This is a genomic window from Rhizobium sp. H4 (assembly GCF_003013335.1).
Lineage (GTDB): Bacteria > Pseudomonadota > Alphaproteobacteria > Rhizobiales > Rhizobiaceae > Rhizobium > Rhizobium sophoriradicis.
In genome coordinates this window covers 98,978-117,410 of record NZ_PSOW01000004.1, presented here as the reverse complement: position 1 = coordinate 117,410, position 18,433 = coordinate 98,978, and the positions used below count along the sequence as shown (strand labels likewise).

Annotated in this window: 11 protein-coding genes and 2 pseudogenes; 11 read left to right on the top strand and 2 right to left on the bottom strand. The window is 59.6% G+C overall.

Annotated features, from left to right (window positions below; translation table 11 throughout):
* Nucleotides 1-10: 10 nt before the first annotated feature.
* The 6 genes from C4N04_RS07445 (at nt 11) to C4N04_RS07420 (ending at nt 12,768) form a co-directional block, all read left to right on the top strand.
* Nucleotides 11-1,915 (top strand): ABC transporter substrate-binding protein, encoded by a 1,905-nt coding sequence (locus tag C4N04_RS07445; RefSeq protein WP_106795719.1) that lies wholly within the window; start codon nt 11-13, stop codon nt 1,913-1,915.
* A gap of 117 nt (nt 1,916-2,032) precedes the next feature.
* The gene (locus C4N04_RS07440; RefSeq protein ID WP_040111397.1) at nt 2,033-3,037 is read left to right on the top strand and encodes an ABC transporter permease; all 1,005 of its coding nucleotides are present in this window, start codon (nt 2,033-2,035) and stop codon (nt 3,035-3,037) included.
* 2 nt (nt 3,038-3,039) lie between these two features.
* A complete protein-coding gene (locus C4N04_RS07435) occupies nt 3,040-3,897 on the top strand; it encodes an ABC transporter permease (protein WP_106795718.1) in 858 nt (285 codons plus the stop codon).
* Nucleotide 3,898: 1 nt separating this feature from the next.
* Nucleotides 3,899-4,888 carry an ABC transporter ATP-binding protein gene (locus C4N04_RS07430; RefSeq protein ID WP_106795717.1) on the top strand — a complete coding sequence of 330 codons (990 nt, stop codon included), beginning with the start codon at nt 3,899-3,901 and terminating at the stop codon, nt 4,886-4,888.
* Between the two features lie 47 nt (nt 4,889-4,935).
* On the top strand, nt 4,936-5,691 hold the full coding sequence (locus tag C4N04_RS07425) for an ATP-binding cassette domain-containing protein (protein ID WP_106795861.1): 756 nt from the start codon (nt 4,936-4,938) through the stop codon (nt 5,689-5,691).
* 429 nt (nt 5,692-6,120) lie between these two features.
* Nucleotides 6,121-12,768, top strand: coding sequence for a hypothetical protein (locus C4N04_RS07420; RefSeq protein ID WP_106795716.1), 6,648 nt, complete (start codon nt 6,121-6,123; stop codon nt 12,766-12,768).
* Nucleotides 12,769-12,786: 18 nt separating this feature from the next.
* Here the strand turns inward: C4N04_RS07420 and C4N04_RS07415 are convergent.
* A pseudogene (locus C4N04_RS07415) lies at nt 12,787-13,173 on the bottom strand (GGDEF domain-containing protein); the annotation flags it as partial.
* Between the two features lie 89 nt (nt 13,174-13,262).
* Here C4N04_RS07415 and C4N04_RS07410 point away from each other — a divergent pair.
* Nucleotides 13,263-13,691: pseudogene (locus C4N04_RS07410) on the top strand (adenylate/guanylate cyclase domain-containing protein); the annotation flags it as partial.
* Nucleotides 13,692-13,785: 94 nt separating this feature from the next.
* Here the strand turns inward: C4N04_RS07410 and C4N04_RS07405 are convergent.
* Nucleotides 13,786-14,712, bottom strand: a complete 927-nt coding sequence (locus C4N04_RS07405; protein WP_106795715.1) for an AraC family transcriptional regulator — start codon at nt 14,710-14,712, stop codon at nt 13,786-13,788.
* Nucleotides 14,713-14,955: 243 nt separating this feature from the next.
* Between C4N04_RS07405 and C4N04_RS07400 the strand changes: the two genes are divergently transcribed.
* From C4N04_RS07400 to C4N04_RS07385, 4 genes are all read left to right on the top strand, one after another.
* Nucleotides 14,956-16,386 (top strand): extracellular solute-binding protein, encoded by a 1,431-nt coding sequence (locus tag C4N04_RS07400; RefSeq protein ID WP_106795714.1) that lies wholly within the window; start codon nt 14,956-14,958, stop codon nt 16,384-16,386.
* 126 nt (nt 16,387-16,512) lie between these two features.
* Nucleotides 16,513-17,391 (top strand): sugar ABC transporter permease, encoded by an 879-nt coding sequence (locus C4N04_RS07395; protein WP_064692242.1) that lies wholly within the window; start codon nt 16,513-16,515, stop codon nt 17,389-17,391.
* Complete coding sequence (locus C4N04_RS07390) at nt 17,388-18,221, top strand: carbohydrate ABC transporter permease (protein ID WP_077989734.1); 834 nt, start codon at nt 17,388-17,390, stop codon at nt 18,219-18,221. The genes C4N04_RS07395 and C4N04_RS07390 overlap by 4 nt, the downstream gene beginning before the upstream one ends.
* A 1-nt stretch (nt 18,222) precedes the next feature.
* Nucleotides 18,223-18,429, top strand: a complete 207-nt coding sequence (locus C4N04_RS07385; RefSeq protein ID WP_106795713.1) for a DUF2160 family membrane protein — start codon at nt 18,223-18,225, stop codon at nt 18,427-18,429.
* The last annotated feature ends 4 nt before the right edge of the window (nt 18,430-18,433 follow it).

The following is an 18,433-nucleotide window of genomic DNA, read 5'->3' as shown; positions in this document are numbered from 1 at the left end:
GGAGGAGTTCATGCAAAAGTGGAAGAGGTTTGCATTCGGCTTCGTGCTGGCCACGCTCGGCCTGACCGCGGTGGCCGGAGCTCAGGAATACACCTCCTTGCCGCGCAAGGAGACGCTCATCGTCGAAAATCCGGAAGGGACGATCAAGAATCCCGGCTGGTTCAACATCTGGGTCAATGGCGGCGGCGGGGTTTCGACCGGCCTGCAGCAGCTGACCATGGATACGCTCTGGTATATCGACCCCGAACAGGGGCTTGGCGGCGCGGCCTGGGACAATTCGCTCGCCGCCGACAAGCCGCAATATAATGCCGACTTCACCGAAATGACCGTGAAACTGCGCAAGGGGCTCTTCTGGAGCGACGGCGTGGAATTCACCGCCGATGACGTCGTCTATACCGTCAAGACGCAGATGGATCATCCCGGCATGGTCTGGAGTGCGGCCTTCTCGGTGCAGGTGGCAAGCGTCGAGGCGACCGACCCCCAGACGGTGGTGTTCAAGCTGAAGAAGCCGAATTCGCGCTTCCACGCCATCTTCACCGTGCGCTGGAACGGCGCCTGGATCATGCCGAAGCATGTGTTCGAGAAGGTGGAGGATCCGCTTCGCTATGATTTCGCCAACCCCGTCTCGCTCGGCGCCTACAAGCTGAAGGCCTATGACCCGCAGGGCAAATGGTACACCTGGGAGAAGCGCGACGACTGGCAGCGGACCTCGCTTGCCCGCTTCGGCGAGCCGGCTCCGAAATACGTGACCTACACCGATCCGGGCCCGCCGGATAAACGCACGATCGCCCAGCTCGAGCACAATCTCGATATCATTCACGACAACACGCCGGAGGGCATGTTCACCCTCAAGGAGAAGTCGAAGACCATCGAAACCTGGTTCCCGGGCTTCCCCTTCGCCCATCCGGATCCGACGTTGCCGGCTGTCATCTTCAACACCCAGGAAGCGCCGTTCGACAATGCCGACGTGCGCTGGGCGCTGGCGCTCCTGATCGACATCAAGGCCGTCGACATGGCGAGCTACCGCGGTGCGGCGACGCTTTCGGCACTCGGCGTGCCGCCGACGGCGGCCACGATGAAAGACTATCAGGCGCCGATGCAGGATTGGCTGAAGAATTTCGAGATCGATACCGGCAAGAGCAAGATCAAGCCCTATGACCCGACGGTCGGGCAGCAGATCGCCGATCTCCTGCGCAAGCAGCCTAAGTTCAAGGACCAGATCCCGACCGATCCGGAGGCGATCACCGGTGCCTTCGGCTACGGCTGGTGGAAACCGGATCCGAAAGCGGCTGGCGAGCTGCTCGAGAAGGCCGGCTTCAAGAAATCCGGCGGCAAATGGCTGACCCCTGATGGACAACCCTTCAAGATCCGGATGACGGTCGAAGGCGACACACGCTCGGTCTTCACCCGCGCCGGCACGCTGATTGCCCAGCAATGGGCGGCCTTCGGCATCGACGCCAAAGCCGTGCCCGCCGCGAAACTTTGGCAGACGGCGCTGCAGCCCGGCGATTTCCAGGTGGCGATCGCCTGGAGCGTCGAAACCTGGGGCGGCGATCCCGACCTCTCCTTCTTCCTCGACAGCTGGCACTCGCAGTTCGTGGCGAAGAAGGGTGACGTCCAGCCGCCGCGCAACTGGCAGCGCTGGTCCAATCCGGAGCTCGACAAGATCATCGAGAGCATCCGCGGCATCAGCGCCGACGATCCGAAGGGCATCGAGCTCGGCAAGGATTATCTGAAGCTGGTCGCCCGGGAAATGCCGACGATCCCGCTGATGTCCTATAACGTCTTCACCTCGATGGATACGACCTATTGGACCGGCTATCCGACGATCAAGGACCCCTATACGGATCCGGTGCCGAACTGGGCCAATTCGAGGCTGATGATGGTCAAGCTGAAGCCGGCTCAATCGCAATAACCCTCCCAACGCCGGCGCGGAAGCCATCGCGCCGGCCCCCTCATCGGCGGGCATGCGCCCCAGCTGCCATGCTCGTCGATCCTTTCAAGAAAGGAAGCAGAGAGGAAGCTCCGCCTTATGACGCCCTATCTGATCTTTGTGCTGAAGCGGTTTGGTCAGTTCCTGCTCGTCGTCTTTCTCGGCGTGACGATCACCTTCTTCGTCACCCACCTGACCCCGATCGATCCGGTCGAAGAAAGCATAGGCGCCATCACGCAGATGGGTCAGTCCGACCCGAACGCGATCGAGCTGATGCGCCAGTCGCTGCGCGAGCTATATGGAATGCAGGGTTCGATCTGGCAGCAATATCTGAATTTCTGGCTGCGGCTTGCAACCGGCGATCTCGGCCCCTCGCTCTCGGCCTTTCCGACCCCCGTCTCGACCATCATCCTGCGCTCGCTCCCCTGGACGATCGGGCTGATGACGGTCTCGACGCTGATCACCTTCGTGCTCGGCAACGCGATCGGCGCCCTTGCCGGCTATTACCGCAAGAACATGGTGCTGAAGGCCGTCAGCCTCGTCTTCATCGCGCTGCTTCCCATTCCCTATTATATCCTCGCCTTCGTGCTTCTCATCGTCTTCGGCTTCATCTGGCCGGTGCTGCCGATCAATGGCGGCTACGAGATGAACGCCAATCTGGACCTCTCCTTCGCGCTCGTCCTCGATATCCTCAAACATTCGATCCTGCCGGCCCTGTCGCTGATCCTGGTCGGCGCCGGCAGCTGGCTGATCGGCATGCGGGCGCTGGTTTCCAACATCATTACCGACGATTATGTCGTCTTCGCCGAGCTCGGCGGCGTGCCGAAGGGCAAGATCCTGCGCTCCTACATCGCCCGCAACGCCATGGTGCCGCAATTCACCGGCCTTGCCATGTCGCTCGGCGCGATTTTCAACGGCACCGTCATCACCGAAATCGTCTTCGGCTATCCCGGCATCGGCAACCTGCTGATCGAAGCGGTGCATGCCGGCGACTACAGCCTGGTGCTCGGCCTCAGCGCGCTCTCGATCGTCGGCGTCGCCGCCGCGGTCTTCATCATCGACGTGCTGAGCCCGCTGATCGATCCGCGCATCAAGGTGGAATAGCCATGTTTACCATCATCCGTGACCTCTCGCGCCACAACATGGAATTCCTCTGTGGCCTGCTGCTCTTCGCCGTCATCGTCGGCCTGGTGATCCTGTCTTATTTCTCGCCCTACGGCGCGACCGACATCTATCTGCTGCCGCCCGATATGCCGCCGGACGGCGAATATTGGCTGGGGACCACATCCCGCGGCCAGGATGTGTTCTGGCAGCTGACGACGGGGCTGCGCAACACGCTCTATTTCGGCATCGGCGTCGCCTTTCTCTCGCGCATCATCTCGCTCGTTGTCGGCCTGGTCGCCGGTTATGCCGGCGGGGCGGTCGACCGGGTGCTGATGGCGATCAACGACAGCGTCATGGTCATCCCGCAATTTCCGCTGCTGATCCTTTTCTATTTCGTGCTGAAGGACAACATGACCTGGGTGGCGCTGATCGTCATCATGGCCTCGCTCGGATGGTCCTATGATGCGCGGCTCATCCGCTCCGTGGCGCTCGGCCTGAAGACCAGGCCGTTTACCACCCAGAGCGTCTATTCCGGCATGACCATGCGCAAGATCCTCGTGGAGGAGCACCTGCCCTATGTGCTGCCGATCGTCTTTGCCACGACGATGAACAACATGATCTGGTCGATCGGCATGGAGATCACGCTTTCGGTGCTCGGCTTCACCGATATCGAGACGCCGACCATGGGCATGATGATCTACTGGGCCAATGCGCATTCGGCGCTGATTTCAGGCATATGGTGGTGGGTCGCCGCCCCCGTCGCCGTCATCGTCATCCTCTTCCTGGCGCTCTTCCTGCTCTCCATGTCGATGAACGAATACAACGATCCGCGCAGCCGGCTCAACCGGATGGGAAGTTAGCATGGAGAATTTGGTCGAAATCCAGAACCTGAAAGCCTATTACCGCGCCTTCCTCTTCGGCGTCGATCGCGAAGTGCGGGCCGTCGACGACATCAGCCTGACGATCGGCCGCGGCGAGGTCTATGGCGTGGCGGGCGAATCGAGCAGCGGCAAGACGACGCTGATCAAGACGATTGCCGGCGCCATCCGGCCGCCGCTCCGGGTCGTCTCGGGCAATGTCAAATTCCACTTCGGCGGCGGCACCCAGGATCTCTATGCGATGACGCCGGAGGAGCGCATGGCGCTGCGCTGGCGCCATCTCTCCTATATCATGCAGGGCTCGATGAACGTGCTCAATCCGGTGCGCCGGATCCGCCACTCCTTCACCGATTTCGCCTTCCGCCACATGACGGTGAGCAAGGGCATCTTTTTCGAAAAGGTCGCCGCCCACCTGCAGCGGCTGAAGCTCGACCCGCAGCTGCTCGACGCCTATCCGCACGAACTCTCCGGCGGCATGCGCCAGCGCATGACCATTGCGCTCGCCACCATCCTGACGCCGGAGTTCATCATCGCCGACGAACCGACGACCGCGCTCGACGTGATCGTGCAGCGCGACGTGCTGACGATGATCCGCGACATCCAGCGCGAGATGGGCTCGTCCTTTCTGTTCGTCACCCATGATATGGGCGTGCATGCGACGGTCTCTGACCGCATCGGCATCGTCTATGCCGGACGGCTGGTCGAGGAGGCGCCGACGCCGAAGCTCTTCAGCCTGCCGCTCCACCCCTATACGCAGCACCTGGTCGGCAGCCTGCCGAAGATCGGCGACCCGACGACGCGGCCCTCGCTGGAGGGGCGCCCGCCGAACCTCGCCATGCCGCCGGAAGGCTGCCGGTTTCACCCGCGCTGTCCGAAACGGATGGATATCTGCTCGCAGAAGGTGCCGCCGCTCGTCACCGTCGAGCCCGGGCGGCGCGTGGCCTGTTTTGCAGTTACGGGAGATCAGGTTTGACTCTGCTTCGCCTCTCGCATGTGACGAAAATCTACCGCCAGGGCGGCATGCTCGGCCGGCGCCTGATCACCGCGGTCAGGGATGTCAGCTTCGAGCTCGGCGACGAGCCGGAGATCCTCTCGATCGTCGGCGAATCCGGCTCCGGCAAATCGACGGTGGCGGCGATGATCCTCGGCCAGACGGAACCGACGGAAGGCGAGCTGCAATTTGCCGGCAAGACCGTCGCGATCCACAACGGGGCCGAACGCACGGCCTTCATGAAGGAGGTGCAGCCGGTTCTGCAGAACCCGTTCGAGGCCTTCAATCCGCTGAAACGGGTGGACCGCTACCTCTTCGAGACCGCCCGCAATTTCTCGGTGGGAAAACGGCCGGACCGGCAGCAAGCCGAGAAGATGGCCGATACCGCCCTCCACCACGTCGGCCTGACGCTGGAGGAGGTGAAGGGCCGCTTCCCCCACGAACTCTCCGGCGGCCAGCTGCAGCGCGTCGCCATCGCCCGCGCGCTGATCCCCGAGCCGCGCCTGCTGGTGGCCGACGAACCGGTCTCGATGGTCGACGCGTCGCTGCGCATGGCCATCGTCAACCTCTTCGGCCGGCTGAAAAACGAGCTGGGGCTTTCGATCATCTACATCACGCATGATCTGGCGACGGCTTATTACGTCAGTGACAATATTATCATCATGCGCAAGGGTGAGATTGTTGAGCGAGGGCGGGCGCGGGCGGTGCTGGATGATCCGCAGCATGCCTATTCGCGGGCGCTGAAGGATGCGGTGCTGGCGGCGGAGTTTGGTGCGGTGGTGTAGTTCGCGAGTGGCCCACATCGGCTTGGCTTGACAGCAATGTCTGATTTGGGGCTGCGAGCCGACTGGCAGCTATGCGCCCGGAGGTCTGAAAAGCAGACGGTGTTGCCGTCTCGGCGTATCTTCACCCAGTCAGGATCAGCTTCACAGCGTCCCATTCTGAGACGACGAAGGCACAAGATCCGCTCGGGGATGCTAGTGCTTGGGGTGCGGGTATCTCACCCTCACCAATCTTACTTAGTGCTATGGTGCTGACGGGCAGCGTCACCTGAGACGCATCTTGTTTCGGAAACAGACAACTCGCGACGCAATTGCTGTTTCGTTGCCGCGCCATGCGCAACATTGGGTAAATTTGATTGACCCGACTCACCTTCGGCTGTGGAATCGACCTCGTCCTACGTCTAGGCACGACGAGTACGGACGAGGAAACCTATGGCAGCTAACGCGATCGACAAAGTACGCGCCTCACGTGATGGGCATCAATACCACGAAGCGTGGCTGGCAAGGCGCGCGCTGGGATTGCTGCTGCCGCGCGACAAATTTTGCGGAATCGCCGTGGAAGGACTGTCTGTCGAAGATCAGAAAGGCGCCAGCCAAGCCACGGCCGAAATTGCTGATGCCACCTTCTACTACGGCTCTGCGCCAAATTTTCGCGATGCCACCCGCATTGAAATTGCACAGTTCAAATACTCGATCGCTAGAGAGGCTACTAAGTTCCTTGCCGCCGATGCAGTCAAGACGGTTGGAAAATTCGCGAAAACGGAAGCGGCATTTCTCTCCAAGCCACCTCAAGCAAATTGGGTAGGCAAGATTACTTACTCGATCTATACCAACCGTCCCATCGGTCCCGAATTGATCGAAGCCATTTCCGCATTGGCGGCCGGAACCTTGCCGTCGAAGAAGAAGGTTCGCGCTCAATATGACCAACTCTTAGCGGTAATTCCACTCGATGATGAACAACGCAGAGCGTTCGCAGCCAAGGTGTCGCTCCTGGGCCAAGGCGGCGATCTGCATGCCCTCGAAAAGGGGAACGCAAGGATCATAACGGATTGGTCCGCTTCGAACGATGCTTTGGCACGTGCGAGGCTCGGCGAGCTCAGGCAACTTGTGCGCAACAAAGCCGGTTATGCCGGCCAGCAAAACAACATCATCACCAATATCGATGTATTGGCCGAACTGGAAATCGCCCAAGAAAGCGATCTGCTTCCAACCCCGGAGGCTTTTGCCGAACCCGGCCCAATTGTTGAACGTGAGCAGTTGCAACAATTTCTCGACGGCTTGAATAGTTCGGCCTTATGGCTCGTTCACGCTGCCGGCGGTGTCGGCAAGACGGTGTTCGTACAGAGCGTCGTTTCCCGCTTGTGCGCGACCGATGAGATAGTGGCTTTTGACTGCTTCGGCGGCGGCGCATACCGTTCGCCGCTAGATGTACGCCATCGTCCCGAGCGGGGCTTGATGCACATCGTGAACGAGTTGGCTTGTCGAGGCCTGTGCGATCCCATCCTCCCCGGCGCTACCGATCCGACGGAAGTGGTAAGGCGGAGCATTCAGAGGTTCTCCCAAGCGATTCACGTTCTGCGTCGCGTCCGAGCCACGGCGCGGTTGGTTCTCATTCTCGATGCGGCAGACAATGCCGCGATGGAGGCACGCGACCGAGGACAGGCGTCGTTCCCGCAGATGCTGCTGGAGAGTCTTTCGTATATGTCCCCGTCTATCGACGGTCTTGTGTGCATCGCCACGGCCCGCTCCGAACGACGTGCATTGGCTATCGGTAGAAGCCTTTGCAACGACTTTGCGCTTGCGCCGTTCTCGGTCGCGGAGAGCCGATCCTTTGTCAAGGAACGTCGTCCCGAGGCTACGGCCGCCCAGATTGAGGCGATTCACCGGCGGTCAAACGGTAATCCTCGCGTGATGGCCAACCTCATTGAGTCCGATCGACCCTTGGCCGAGGTTGATACCGCTACTACGAGCATCGACCTGAATGATCTGATCCGACAGCGGATTGAGAAAGCGACACGCCTGGCCGACGACAAGGGCAGCACCCGCCAGGAGATTTCGGCATTTCTTTGTGCCTTGTCGGTGCTTCCCCCACCTGTCCCCATTGATGAAATGGCAGCGGCCTTCGGAATTTCCGTCTCCGAAGTGGAAAGCTTTGCCGCAGACCTCTCGCCGTTGTTGGAACGCACGCGGCACGGGCTCATTTTCCGCGACGAGCCGACCGAAACGCTGATACGCCAAGCCTATGGCCAACAGCTCTCGCTGCTTGACGGCGTCATAACGCGACTGACGGGCGCACAGGCCTCCTCTGTTTATGCCGCCCGATCGCTTCCCGGTTTGCTCTTCGCGCTGGGAAGAACCGATTTGTTACGCGCTTTGGCGTTCGATGCGCGATTTCCGCCCGAACTCGACAGCGATCTTGCCAAACGGGCAATTCGCCTCAACAGGCTGCGAACGGCCGTAGGAGCAGCCGCCAAGGATCGGGACTTCAGTCTCACGGTCGATCTGTTGGTCGAATTGGCTGCGCTCGTGATCGTTGATGAGCGGGGTGAAGACTATTTGCTTGAGCAGCCCGACCTTGTGGTCGGGCTCGGCGACCCGGAGGCGCTCCGGCGCCTATTTGAAGCACGCACCGGCTGGCCCGGCACACGCCATGCGCGCTTGGCCACCGCCTATGTCGCGGACGGCGATACGGCCGAGGCATTCGGACACGCCGTCAGGGCAGATGACTGGCACCGATGGCACGACGATCAAGATGAGGAAACACGCAGGCAAGGCGGGCCTGACTATGACGACTATGCTTCGATCGCATTTTATCTCTTTGCTAAAGGCCGGGTGCAACAGGCGGCACAATACATTGCTCGCTGGAAACCCCATTATGGGTTCCTGATCGCAAATCGCTTGTTTGAGCATTGCGCGGCGACAGAAGCATTCGGCAATTTGTCGAAATTCACGGAAACCCTGAATGAGGCTGTGTCCTTAGCCAAGGCTCCGCCGGCATTGATTGCCGCTGCACTCACGGCATTTCCCGGGTTTCCATCCCGCTCGACAGCAAAAACCCTGTTGAAGAAGGTTGCTGCGAAGCTGAAAACGGCGAAAGACCTGCCGGAGGAGTTCGCAGGCACGCGACACGAAGATACATATCGCAGAGCGTTGATGCGATGTGCCATCCGCATGGCCAACCTCGGCATGGCAAAGGAGCTGGGCCGTACGTTGTCGGTTGCTGCGCCGGAGCGGTATCGCATCTGGTTGCTGCGTGAGGCATGGTATATCGAACAGCTCGTTCCGTTTGCATTGGGCCTCGCGGCTCGTTGCGCAAGCGAGTCTCGGATTGCTGAGTTATTCGATTGCCTGCCGCAGGAACTCTGGGCGCTGGTCGAGGATGCCCCTCGACCTTCGACGGAGAAAGCGCAACGGGAACTGCTTGATGAGCGTCTGAAGGAGCTGGGAAAACCCATAAATGAGACGACTCCCGAAATCGAAGAACGTCGCAAGAAAAGCACCCTGTCGTCTTCCGAGCGATATCATGCGTCAGATAGAATATCGCGCGGTGTCGTGCCCCTTCTTGCATTGATAAAGCGGCTTACGACGATGATCTCGGCCGTGAAGCCCGCCGACAGGAAGGCCGCTACGTCCGCGTTCTTTGAAGCTTGGAAAGCATCACAGTCTCCTGCAAATGAGCGCGGCTCCTATGTCCCGCGAGAGCAGGTGCAGTTCACCAACGCGCTCTACAAGGGATGCGCGGTCGAACTATTCGCGGCACTCGATTTGCTCACGCCTGCCTCCGCCTCGCAATTGGCGTCCTGCCTGGAGAACAGCCAAATACTGGCGCCTGAAACCGTCATTCGTTTTGTCAGGCGGCTCGCCGGCCAACGAGACTGCCACGCCCAGGCCGGGCAGTTGGCGGTTCTGGCCGTGCAATTGATCGATCGTGAAGATGACGTTCAACGTCGCAGCCAGCTATTCGCGCGATTGTCGCGTGCGCTGCTGCGCGCGAACCGCATTGAAGCTGCACTGATTTTCAAACGCGGCCTGAAGGAACTCGACGCTATTGGCTCGGGGGACTACGACTTCGCCTACGGACTATTAGAATTTGCCGCCACATTACGCAACGGGACCTTGCCACCGCAGCTAGCGCTTCGTCTGGCTAAGATATGCGAGATGAATGTCTATGATTCGCACAAGTGGCATTGGCCGCTGACGGCCCAAGCCTTTGCGCGGGTCTCGGGACCGGCCTACCTTGCGCAGATCGCACGCTGGCACGACCGCGACAAAGTCGACCTGAGTTTAACTTTGCCTTCGGCTCTGATGTATCTTGTCAAGGATGGCGCCTTGCGCCCAGCCGTCGCTGTGTCGCTCCTATGGTTGGTCGATCCGCAAACGATGTGGCGTTGGGGATGGAACGATCTCGTTAAGGTACTCCTTGATCAGGGTGCCAGCGATGCGATGCTGCATGAGGTGCTTGATCAATACGAGCATTCGTTCCCGGGGCGGCCGTCCAGCCACCATCTCCGCGAGCTTCGCAAAGTCTTCGACGCCAATCCGAAAATCGCCACGACATTAGCCGAACGCGTGACAGCGTTCGAGCGGCGAGGTCGTTTGCCCAGGAAAATCGACGCCGAAAATCGCTCATCATCACCTGTCCCTGGCGAGCAGGACAGCATTCGCAAGAAAGAAGAAGCGAAGCGGCAGGCCACAATGCGAGAAGCGCTGGCAAACGCAGATCCGCTTGATGCTGCATCGTTCGAGAGCTTCGTTGAAAAGCTGGAAACACTCCCCGGTTGGCCGTTCGACAAGTCACAAGCATACAAGACCCTTCGTGATCGCGTCGGCTACGCCGATCGCGCGAAGCATCTGGAAGCGATCGTGGCAGCCCGGAACTTAGAACTCTCAGAGAAAAATTATCTCTTACAGGCAATAAAAGACGAGTGGACAAAAGATTCGCCGACCCAACTGGCATCTCTTGCCGAGTGTGGTTTGCGACTGGTTCTGGATCACGCGGAAGGTCTGCTTGGCGAGAAATGGGGCTTTGCTTCTGACCTCTTCAAACTGTCGCAAGTGACGGGCACCCCGACAGACGAACTCGCTATCGTTTTGGTTGAAGCGGCGACGACACGAGAACTGAATGCGGCCGCTACGACGTGGCTGAGTATCGCAACAATGCTTTCACAACGCGCTGATGCCTCGGCGCCGCGATCCGCACTTGAGCGACTGCTTAATAGCGGCGCCGCCAGATTGGCCGACGAAATCGGCGATGGGCCGTGGCGGGATGAACTGCATGCAGGTAGAGACGCCGATGAGATCGTCGCCGGGCTTTTGTGGTTCAGACTTGGCTCGCCAGTCGCCAACGCGAGGTGGCGTGCCGCACATGCCGTCCGCTCGGTGGCTCGGAACGGGCACTGGAGCATCATAGAGCGCATGTTCGCAATGCTTGCAGCTCCCGACGCCGGAGCGTTTCAGGATCGATCGCTTCCGTTTTTCAAGCAGAATGCGCAAATGTGGTTCCTGCTGGCCATCGCACGAATTGCCTTGGACTTCCCGAGCGAGATAGCGCGATTCCGTGCCCATTTGGAGGCAATCGCTTTTGACGACGACTTTCCGCATGTCGGGCTTCGTGAAGCTGCGCGCGATGCTATAAGGCATTGTCTTGCGAACACGCGCAGTGCGGATGCCAAGAAGCTGCTGGCTCAAATCGCTAAGATCAATGCTTCGCCGTTTCCCCTTGCCAAAACACGCGGCAGCAAGGTGCGGGATTTTCCGTTGGAACGTCCGAAAGATATGCCAGAGCCAGAGCCGCGATTTTATTCCGACTACGATTTCGAAAAATACAAAATCGACAATCTGGCCAGGGTCTTTGGACTTCCCAGATGGCGCATAAACGATCTCTGCCGAGAGTGGGTTCGCACGTGGGCGCCGAATGTCACTTCGATGAACGACTTTTCGGGCAGGCAAAGCCCCTACAGCCGGCACGGTTATTATCGCCCTACAGACGAAGCATACCAATCGCACGGCACTTATCTCGCGTGGCACGCACTTGCAGTTGTCGGAGGGCGGCTGCTATCGGAGCGCCCGGTCACCGACGAGAGTTACTACGATGATCCGTGGCAGGAGTGGCTGTCTGAGTTCCGCATCACACGGAGGGATGGGTATTGGATTTCCGACGGAACCGGCCGCTATCCGTTGGTGGCGCTGAATGATCTGAAAAGCGGCACCGGTTCTGAAAACGAGCGCGACTTGCCGATCAACGACAAGGCGTTCCTCGGGTCGCTTGCCGGCTTTGGCGAGACTGTGCCGGAGGGGATTGTCGTGCAGGCATCCTGGTCTTCACCGGATGGTGTGGATTGCAGCGTGATGTCAAGCCTCGTAAACCCTGCACAAGCCGAGATAACAGCTCTCGCCGTTGCCACGTCACCACCGTTTCATATGTGGCTACCGTTCTACGAGTCATATGATGATGAGGACGATGCCCGCGATGGCATGGAGCCCTGTGAGCCGTGGGTTACGCATATTCAACGATCGGAAAACCTCGATGAGCGCGATCCGTTCGGAGCTTCTTCTGCGCTATCGACCTATAAGCCAGCTCAACCAATCATCACCCGATTCCGACTTACCGCCACTGAACCGTGGTCGCACGCATGGCTGGAAAAGCATGGCTCACCGGCATTCCAATATGATGCATGGGGGGGCTGGCAAGGCGAAGGTGAAGTCGAAAAACGGCATTCTGGACACGCGCTCTATTGCGACCGGAAGTTCCTTTCCAAGCTCCTGACCGAACTCGATAGATCCCTTATGGTCTTGGTGAAGCTTCGCCACTATCAGGAAAAAAAACGCTATGGTGATGAACCGGGTGAGGATGGTAATTTCACACACACGTTCCTGGTTGCGATCCTCGACAAGCACTTGAATGCCCGCGTTATCGAACCGACGGCCGCGCAAAGGGAGGCCGTGTCGAAACTTGGCCAGTATGACATGCACGATTTCGCCATACGGCTTCGGGCAATCGCTGAAGAGGAAGAGGGCAATAAACCGAAGAAGCGCGCGCGAGAAAAAATTCATCCAAAGCGCACCAACTTACCCGGTTAGGATGTTCATCTTGAAGCCCTACGCCGCCCGCACCCTATCCCGTCCGCTCATCTGATCCATCCGCCGATAGAGCTCCGGCGCACTGTCTGTCGGCAGACAAGCCGCGATGCCGGCGGAGGCCGCGAGAAGCGGATCACCGTCAGCACGGGCTTGATGATGGCAAGGGCGTCTTCCGCGCCGGTTGCCGGCATGACCAGGAGGAATACCTCGCCGCCGATCCGGCCGAAACAATCGTTGCGGCGAATGCTCTGGTGAATACGATGGGGCGAAATCGCGCAGCACGAGATCGCCGGCGTGATGGCCGAGCCGATCGTTGATCTGCTTGAATTTGTCGATGTCGAAGACGGCAAGGCAGCCGTTGGCTCCACCCTGGGCGGCGGCCAGCATGTCTTCGACGAGGGCCAACCGAGATCGCCCTGAGCACCGGCTAAAACCTCTTTCTCGCCCCTTTCACCCTGCTATCCTGAAAGTCAGGAGACGGCGCCACGAGCGAGATGCCAAAGCTGGCTGCAATCCTGGCCGCAGACGTGGTCGGGTACAGCCGGCTTGCCGGCGCCGACGAAGAGCGCATCCTGGCGCGGTTGCGGGCGCTGCGCAGCGATCTCATCGATCCGACGATCGCCGTGCATCATGGCCGGGTGGTGAAGCGAACCGGCGAAGGTGCGCTGGTCGAGTTCCGCAGGGTGGTGGACGCCGTACGTTGCGCCATCGAGGTGCAGAACGGCATGGTGGAGCGCAATGACGGCGTGCCGCAGGACCGTCGCATCGAGTTCCGGATCGGTATCCATCTGGGCGACGTCGTCGAGGAAAGCGACGGCGATCTGATGGGCGACGGCGTCAACATCGCCTCGCGCCTGGAGGGCGTCGCCGCGGCGGGCGCGATCTGCCTGTCGGAGGATGCCTATTGCCAGGTCAAGGCGAGGCCGATCGGCTCGGCGAGCCAGCGCGTCGTCGATGTCGACGCCAATGTAGCAAACCGTGTTCTCGATTTCGGTGGCGAGCAAAATCGGCATGGCATCACTGCACAGGCATTTGATCTGTCGCTGTCCGAGTTACCGGAACGGTTCTGCGGTTGGTGGAGAGTTTCCGGTATTTTGTCGGTGTCAAGTTATGGTGACGGAGAAACACCCGGTTGAAATTTGACAGATTGCGATAGCCCACCTCGAAGCAGATGTCGGTTATCGGCATGGAGGTATCGGTCAATAGCTGACCCGCCTTCCAGATGCGAAGCTTGTTGACGTGGTCGGTGAAGCTGTGGCCGCTGTTTTTCTTGAAGAATCGCGAGAAGGCGCTGTCGCTCATGCCGACCATGCGCGCCATATCAGGCAATCGGATGTCCTCCGACAGATTGGCGAAGAGATACGCGAAGACCTGTTGCAGGGCTTCCAGCGAACCATAGCTCAGGTCCGGCACATAAGCCTCCGAAGACAGCGTATCGAACTCGTCAGTGTCCCGCAGCAGCGAGAGCAATGACAGGAAGGTCGAAAGCCGCAGCGAGCCGGTCTGGAACTCCATGTCGAGTATCAGCGCCTCCGCCTGCTCCCGCGCCCGGCCCTTGAAGGAGAGCCCCCGCTTTGCGCGGGTGAGAAAGTCACGCAGGCCCGCCAGTTCCGGCAGGAAGGCCGAAGCCTGCTCCAACTTGGCCGGCAGAAACTGGATGACGATGTCACGTCCTGGAATGCGCTCATCCGGTCCGAGCGGCGTCACCCAGTCGTGCGGCAGGTTGCTGCCGATGACGGAAATATGGCCCGGCGTGAACGCGCCGACGTGATCGCCTGCAAGCAGGACGCCGCTGGCGTTGGGAATGTAGTGGATCTCCACCTCCGGGTGGAAATTCCAGACGTTGCGTTCCCACGGATAGTCGTCGCGGCGCCAGAGGAACGACTCGTCCGCGCCGGTCAAGACATATTCAAATCTCGCGACCGTCGGCGAAACAACTGACATTGCGGACATCCTCCCGTGCTTCCCGCCATGCTCGCTGCGCTGCCAATCAATATTGGATTGTGCAACGCACACAAGATTTCATGGATATTTTCGGCATTTCGCGCATGAAAGTATCAGTATCGCGCAACGGCCGCGCTTGTGTCCACCCGTTCTTTCTACAAATATTGTGGTCCGTTGAGCGTGTCGGAGGAGAGTTTAGCACGCACAACCGGACCGATTTTGCGATCCAAATGGAGGAGAACAATGAACAGTTTCGTCAAAGCCGTGGGCGTCGGCTTCATTTCGCTTGGCCTTTGGAGCTCGACCGCTCTTGCTCAGGATTCCTGGTGGAAGACCGCCGCCCAGCCCTATCAGGGCGCGACCATCCGGGGCATCTCGGAATCGACCCCAGCGTCGAAATATGTCGAGCAGGTGCTCGGTCCCAAGTTCACCGAAGAGACCGGCATCAAGGTTGAATTCGAGGCCACGTCCTGGGACCAGATGTACGACAAGGCGATCAAGGACATGGAGGCCAATACCGGCATCTATGACTTCGTCTATATCGAGCAGGACATCGTCTATACGTATCTGGCCCGCAACTTCCTGGTCGATATCACCAAGTCGCTCGCCGATAATGCAAAGATCGCTTCGCCGGACTTCAAGCCGGAGAATTTCACCACTTTCCTGAACTATTTCAAGGATCCGAAGTCGGGCAATGTCATGGGCGTCCCCATGGAAGCATTCATCAAGCCTTACCTCTACCGCAAGGATCTTTTCGATGATCCGGCGATCCAGAAAGCCTACAAGGATTCCACCGGTGCGGATCTGAAGCCCGCGACGACGCATGAAGAGTATACCCAGATCGCCAAGTTCTTCACCGAATACGGCGCAGACAAGGAACTCTGGGGAACCACCGTACAGGCCTCGTCGAGCCACCCCGCCGCCTTCTACGAATTCTTCGAGTCGGTCGCGCCGACCTTCGGCGTGTACAACTGGGGCATCGATGGCAAGACCTTCGCGGCCACCGAAGCCAACGGCGGCCAGATGAACTCCGCCGCCGCGAAGAAGGCACTCAACTACTGGGTCGGCCTGCTGAAATACGCGCCGCCGGAATCGACATCGTCCACCTGGGACGAGGTTGCCGGGACATTTGCCGCCGGCCGCGCAGCCCAAGGCCTCGTCTACGGTGAAAACGCTGCCTGGATCGCTACTGACGAAAGCAAATCGACGGTCGTCGGCAAGGTGGGCGTGTCGTTGCCCCCGGTCGAGGCGGGTGTCATGGAAGCAGCCGAATCCGGCAAAGGATATATCGGCTATTACGATGGTGGCGCGTTCGGCATCCCGCATTCGTCCAAGAACAAGGACGCGTCGCTGCTGTTCCTGCAGTATATCGGGCAGGCTTCAGTTCAGACCGACTGGGCGCTGGCCGGCTCCCGCATCGTCATGAACTCGACCTACGACGATCCCAAGATCGTCGATCAGGACAAGAAGATGAACGGCTACTACACGCTGATGCGTGAGGACGGAAAGCTGTTTGCCGGAGCTCCGCCGTTCCCGTTCCACGCGCAGGTTCTGCAGGTCGTCGCGCCGTTCATCTACAAAGCGATCGTCGGCGAGATCAAGCCGGACGATGCGCTGGACCAGGCCGCCACGGCAGCCGAAGCTGAACTCGTGAAGCTCGGCTACCGCAAGTAAAGACCGCACCTCCCAAGCGGTTGGCGGCCGCCTTCGGCAAGGTGGCCGCCCCTTTCCTGACTGCGGTTTGCGGGGATGCAGGCAGTCGGGCGAACAAGTGTCAAGGACGATCTGACGGAGCGCAGGATGAGACAATCCAACATCGGATGGCTGTTTCTAACACCAGCCACGCTAATCCTGTTCGTCGTCGGGTTCGTTCCCTTCATCTACATTCTCTATGTCGGCTTCTTCGACTGGAACACCAACGCAGTCGACCCCACACTGCGCTGGGCCGGCCTCCAGAATTATCGCAGCCTCGTTTTTGACACGACATTCCTGAACTCGCTTGCACGCACCCTGGTCTTTGCATTCTTCGTCGTCGTGAGCGAACTGTTGTTAGGCTACGTCCTGGCCCGCGCGCTGATGGCAGACCGCCTGTGGGGCCGGCAGTTCTTTCGCACGATCCACACACTGCCGATCGTTGTCGCGCCCATTGCAGTAGGTGCTACCTGGCGCCTGCTTTGCGTTCCGGGCTTGGGCATCGTGCCCTATTACCTGAAACTGTGGTTCGGCATCGACTACAACATCTCGACCAATGCCTATCACGCCTTCGCCACGGCGATCATCATGGACCTGTGGCACTGGACGCCGTTCGTCACACTGTCGCTCATGGCGGGACTGACCGCCTTGCCGAAAGAACCGCTCGAACAGGCGCAGATCGACGGCGGCAACAAGCTGCAGATTTTCTGGTACGTGATCGTTCCCATGTTGAAGCCGGTGCTGCTGACAACCGTCTTCATCCGGCTGATGGACGCGCTGCGCTCGGTCGACGAAATCTGGATGCTGACAAAGGGTGGTCCGGCCGAGGCCACCCGGTTCATCGGCCTTCATATCTGGATCAACGTCTTTCCGAAGACCGATTACGGCTACGGTGCGGCCATGTCGCTCCTGACGCTTTACGTCACGATCGTTCTGAGCTGGCTACTGTTCGTCGCCATGACCGGCCGCAAGGGAGGCGCACAATGAAACGCTCCGGTATAGCCTCCTTCGTCCTTTGGATATGCCTGACCATTCTGACGCTGCTTCCGGTCTGGTGGATGCTGGTCGTTTCGATGCGCCCCCGCGTGAAGCTTTATTCGAAATCGTTCCTGATCGACGATCTTTACTGGAACAATTTCCTGGCGGTGCTGAACAGCTCGACATTCCTGCAGTATCTCTGGAATTCGCTGATCGTGGCGACATCGAACGCAGCGCTGGTGTGCGCGCTCGGCCTGCTCGCGGCGTTCGGGCTGTCGCGTTACAAAATCGGCGGCGGCGACAACGTGTTTTTCTGGCTGATCACCAACCGCATGGCGCCGCCAGCCGTGTTTCTGCTGCCGCTCTTCCTGCTGTTCACCAAGTGGTTCGTGTTCGGCGATTTCATGCTGTTCGATACGAAGATTGGCCTGATCCTGCTCTATTGCGTCTTCAACCTGCCCTTCGCCGTCTGGCTCTTGAAGGGCATGCTCGACGGGATTCCGCTGGAGCTGGACGAAGCGGCGCGGGTCGATGGTGCGACCACCGGCCAGGTGCTGTCCAACGTCATCCTGCCGCTGGCGCGGCCGGGGTTGGCCGTCACCTTCATCCTGACCTGGATTTTCGCCTGGAACGAGTACCTGTTCGCAGCGACCCTAACATCGTCGGCTAACGCCAGGACCGTGACGACCGCTCTCGCCGAATATGTCTCGGTCACCGGAACGAACTGGGGCGAGATGGCGGCGATGGCGTTCCTGACCACGCTCCCGGCCCTGATCGTGCTCGGCTTCGTCCAGAAGCACATCGTGACCGGCCTCACGTTCGGCGCATTGAAAGGGTGAGATGATGGCTGGCGTTCAACCCCAGAAAACCCAACGCGACGGATTCCTGCCAATCCGAACCAACGCCTTCGACAGGGGCTTCATCTCGGTCGTGATCCTGATCCTGGTGCATCTTCTATGGATGCGCTTCCTCGAGGGCGTGTTGCCCCTGTGGGTGGCGACGGTGCTCTGCCTGGCGCTTGCCGTATTCATTATCCGAAAGGGCTGAAGAC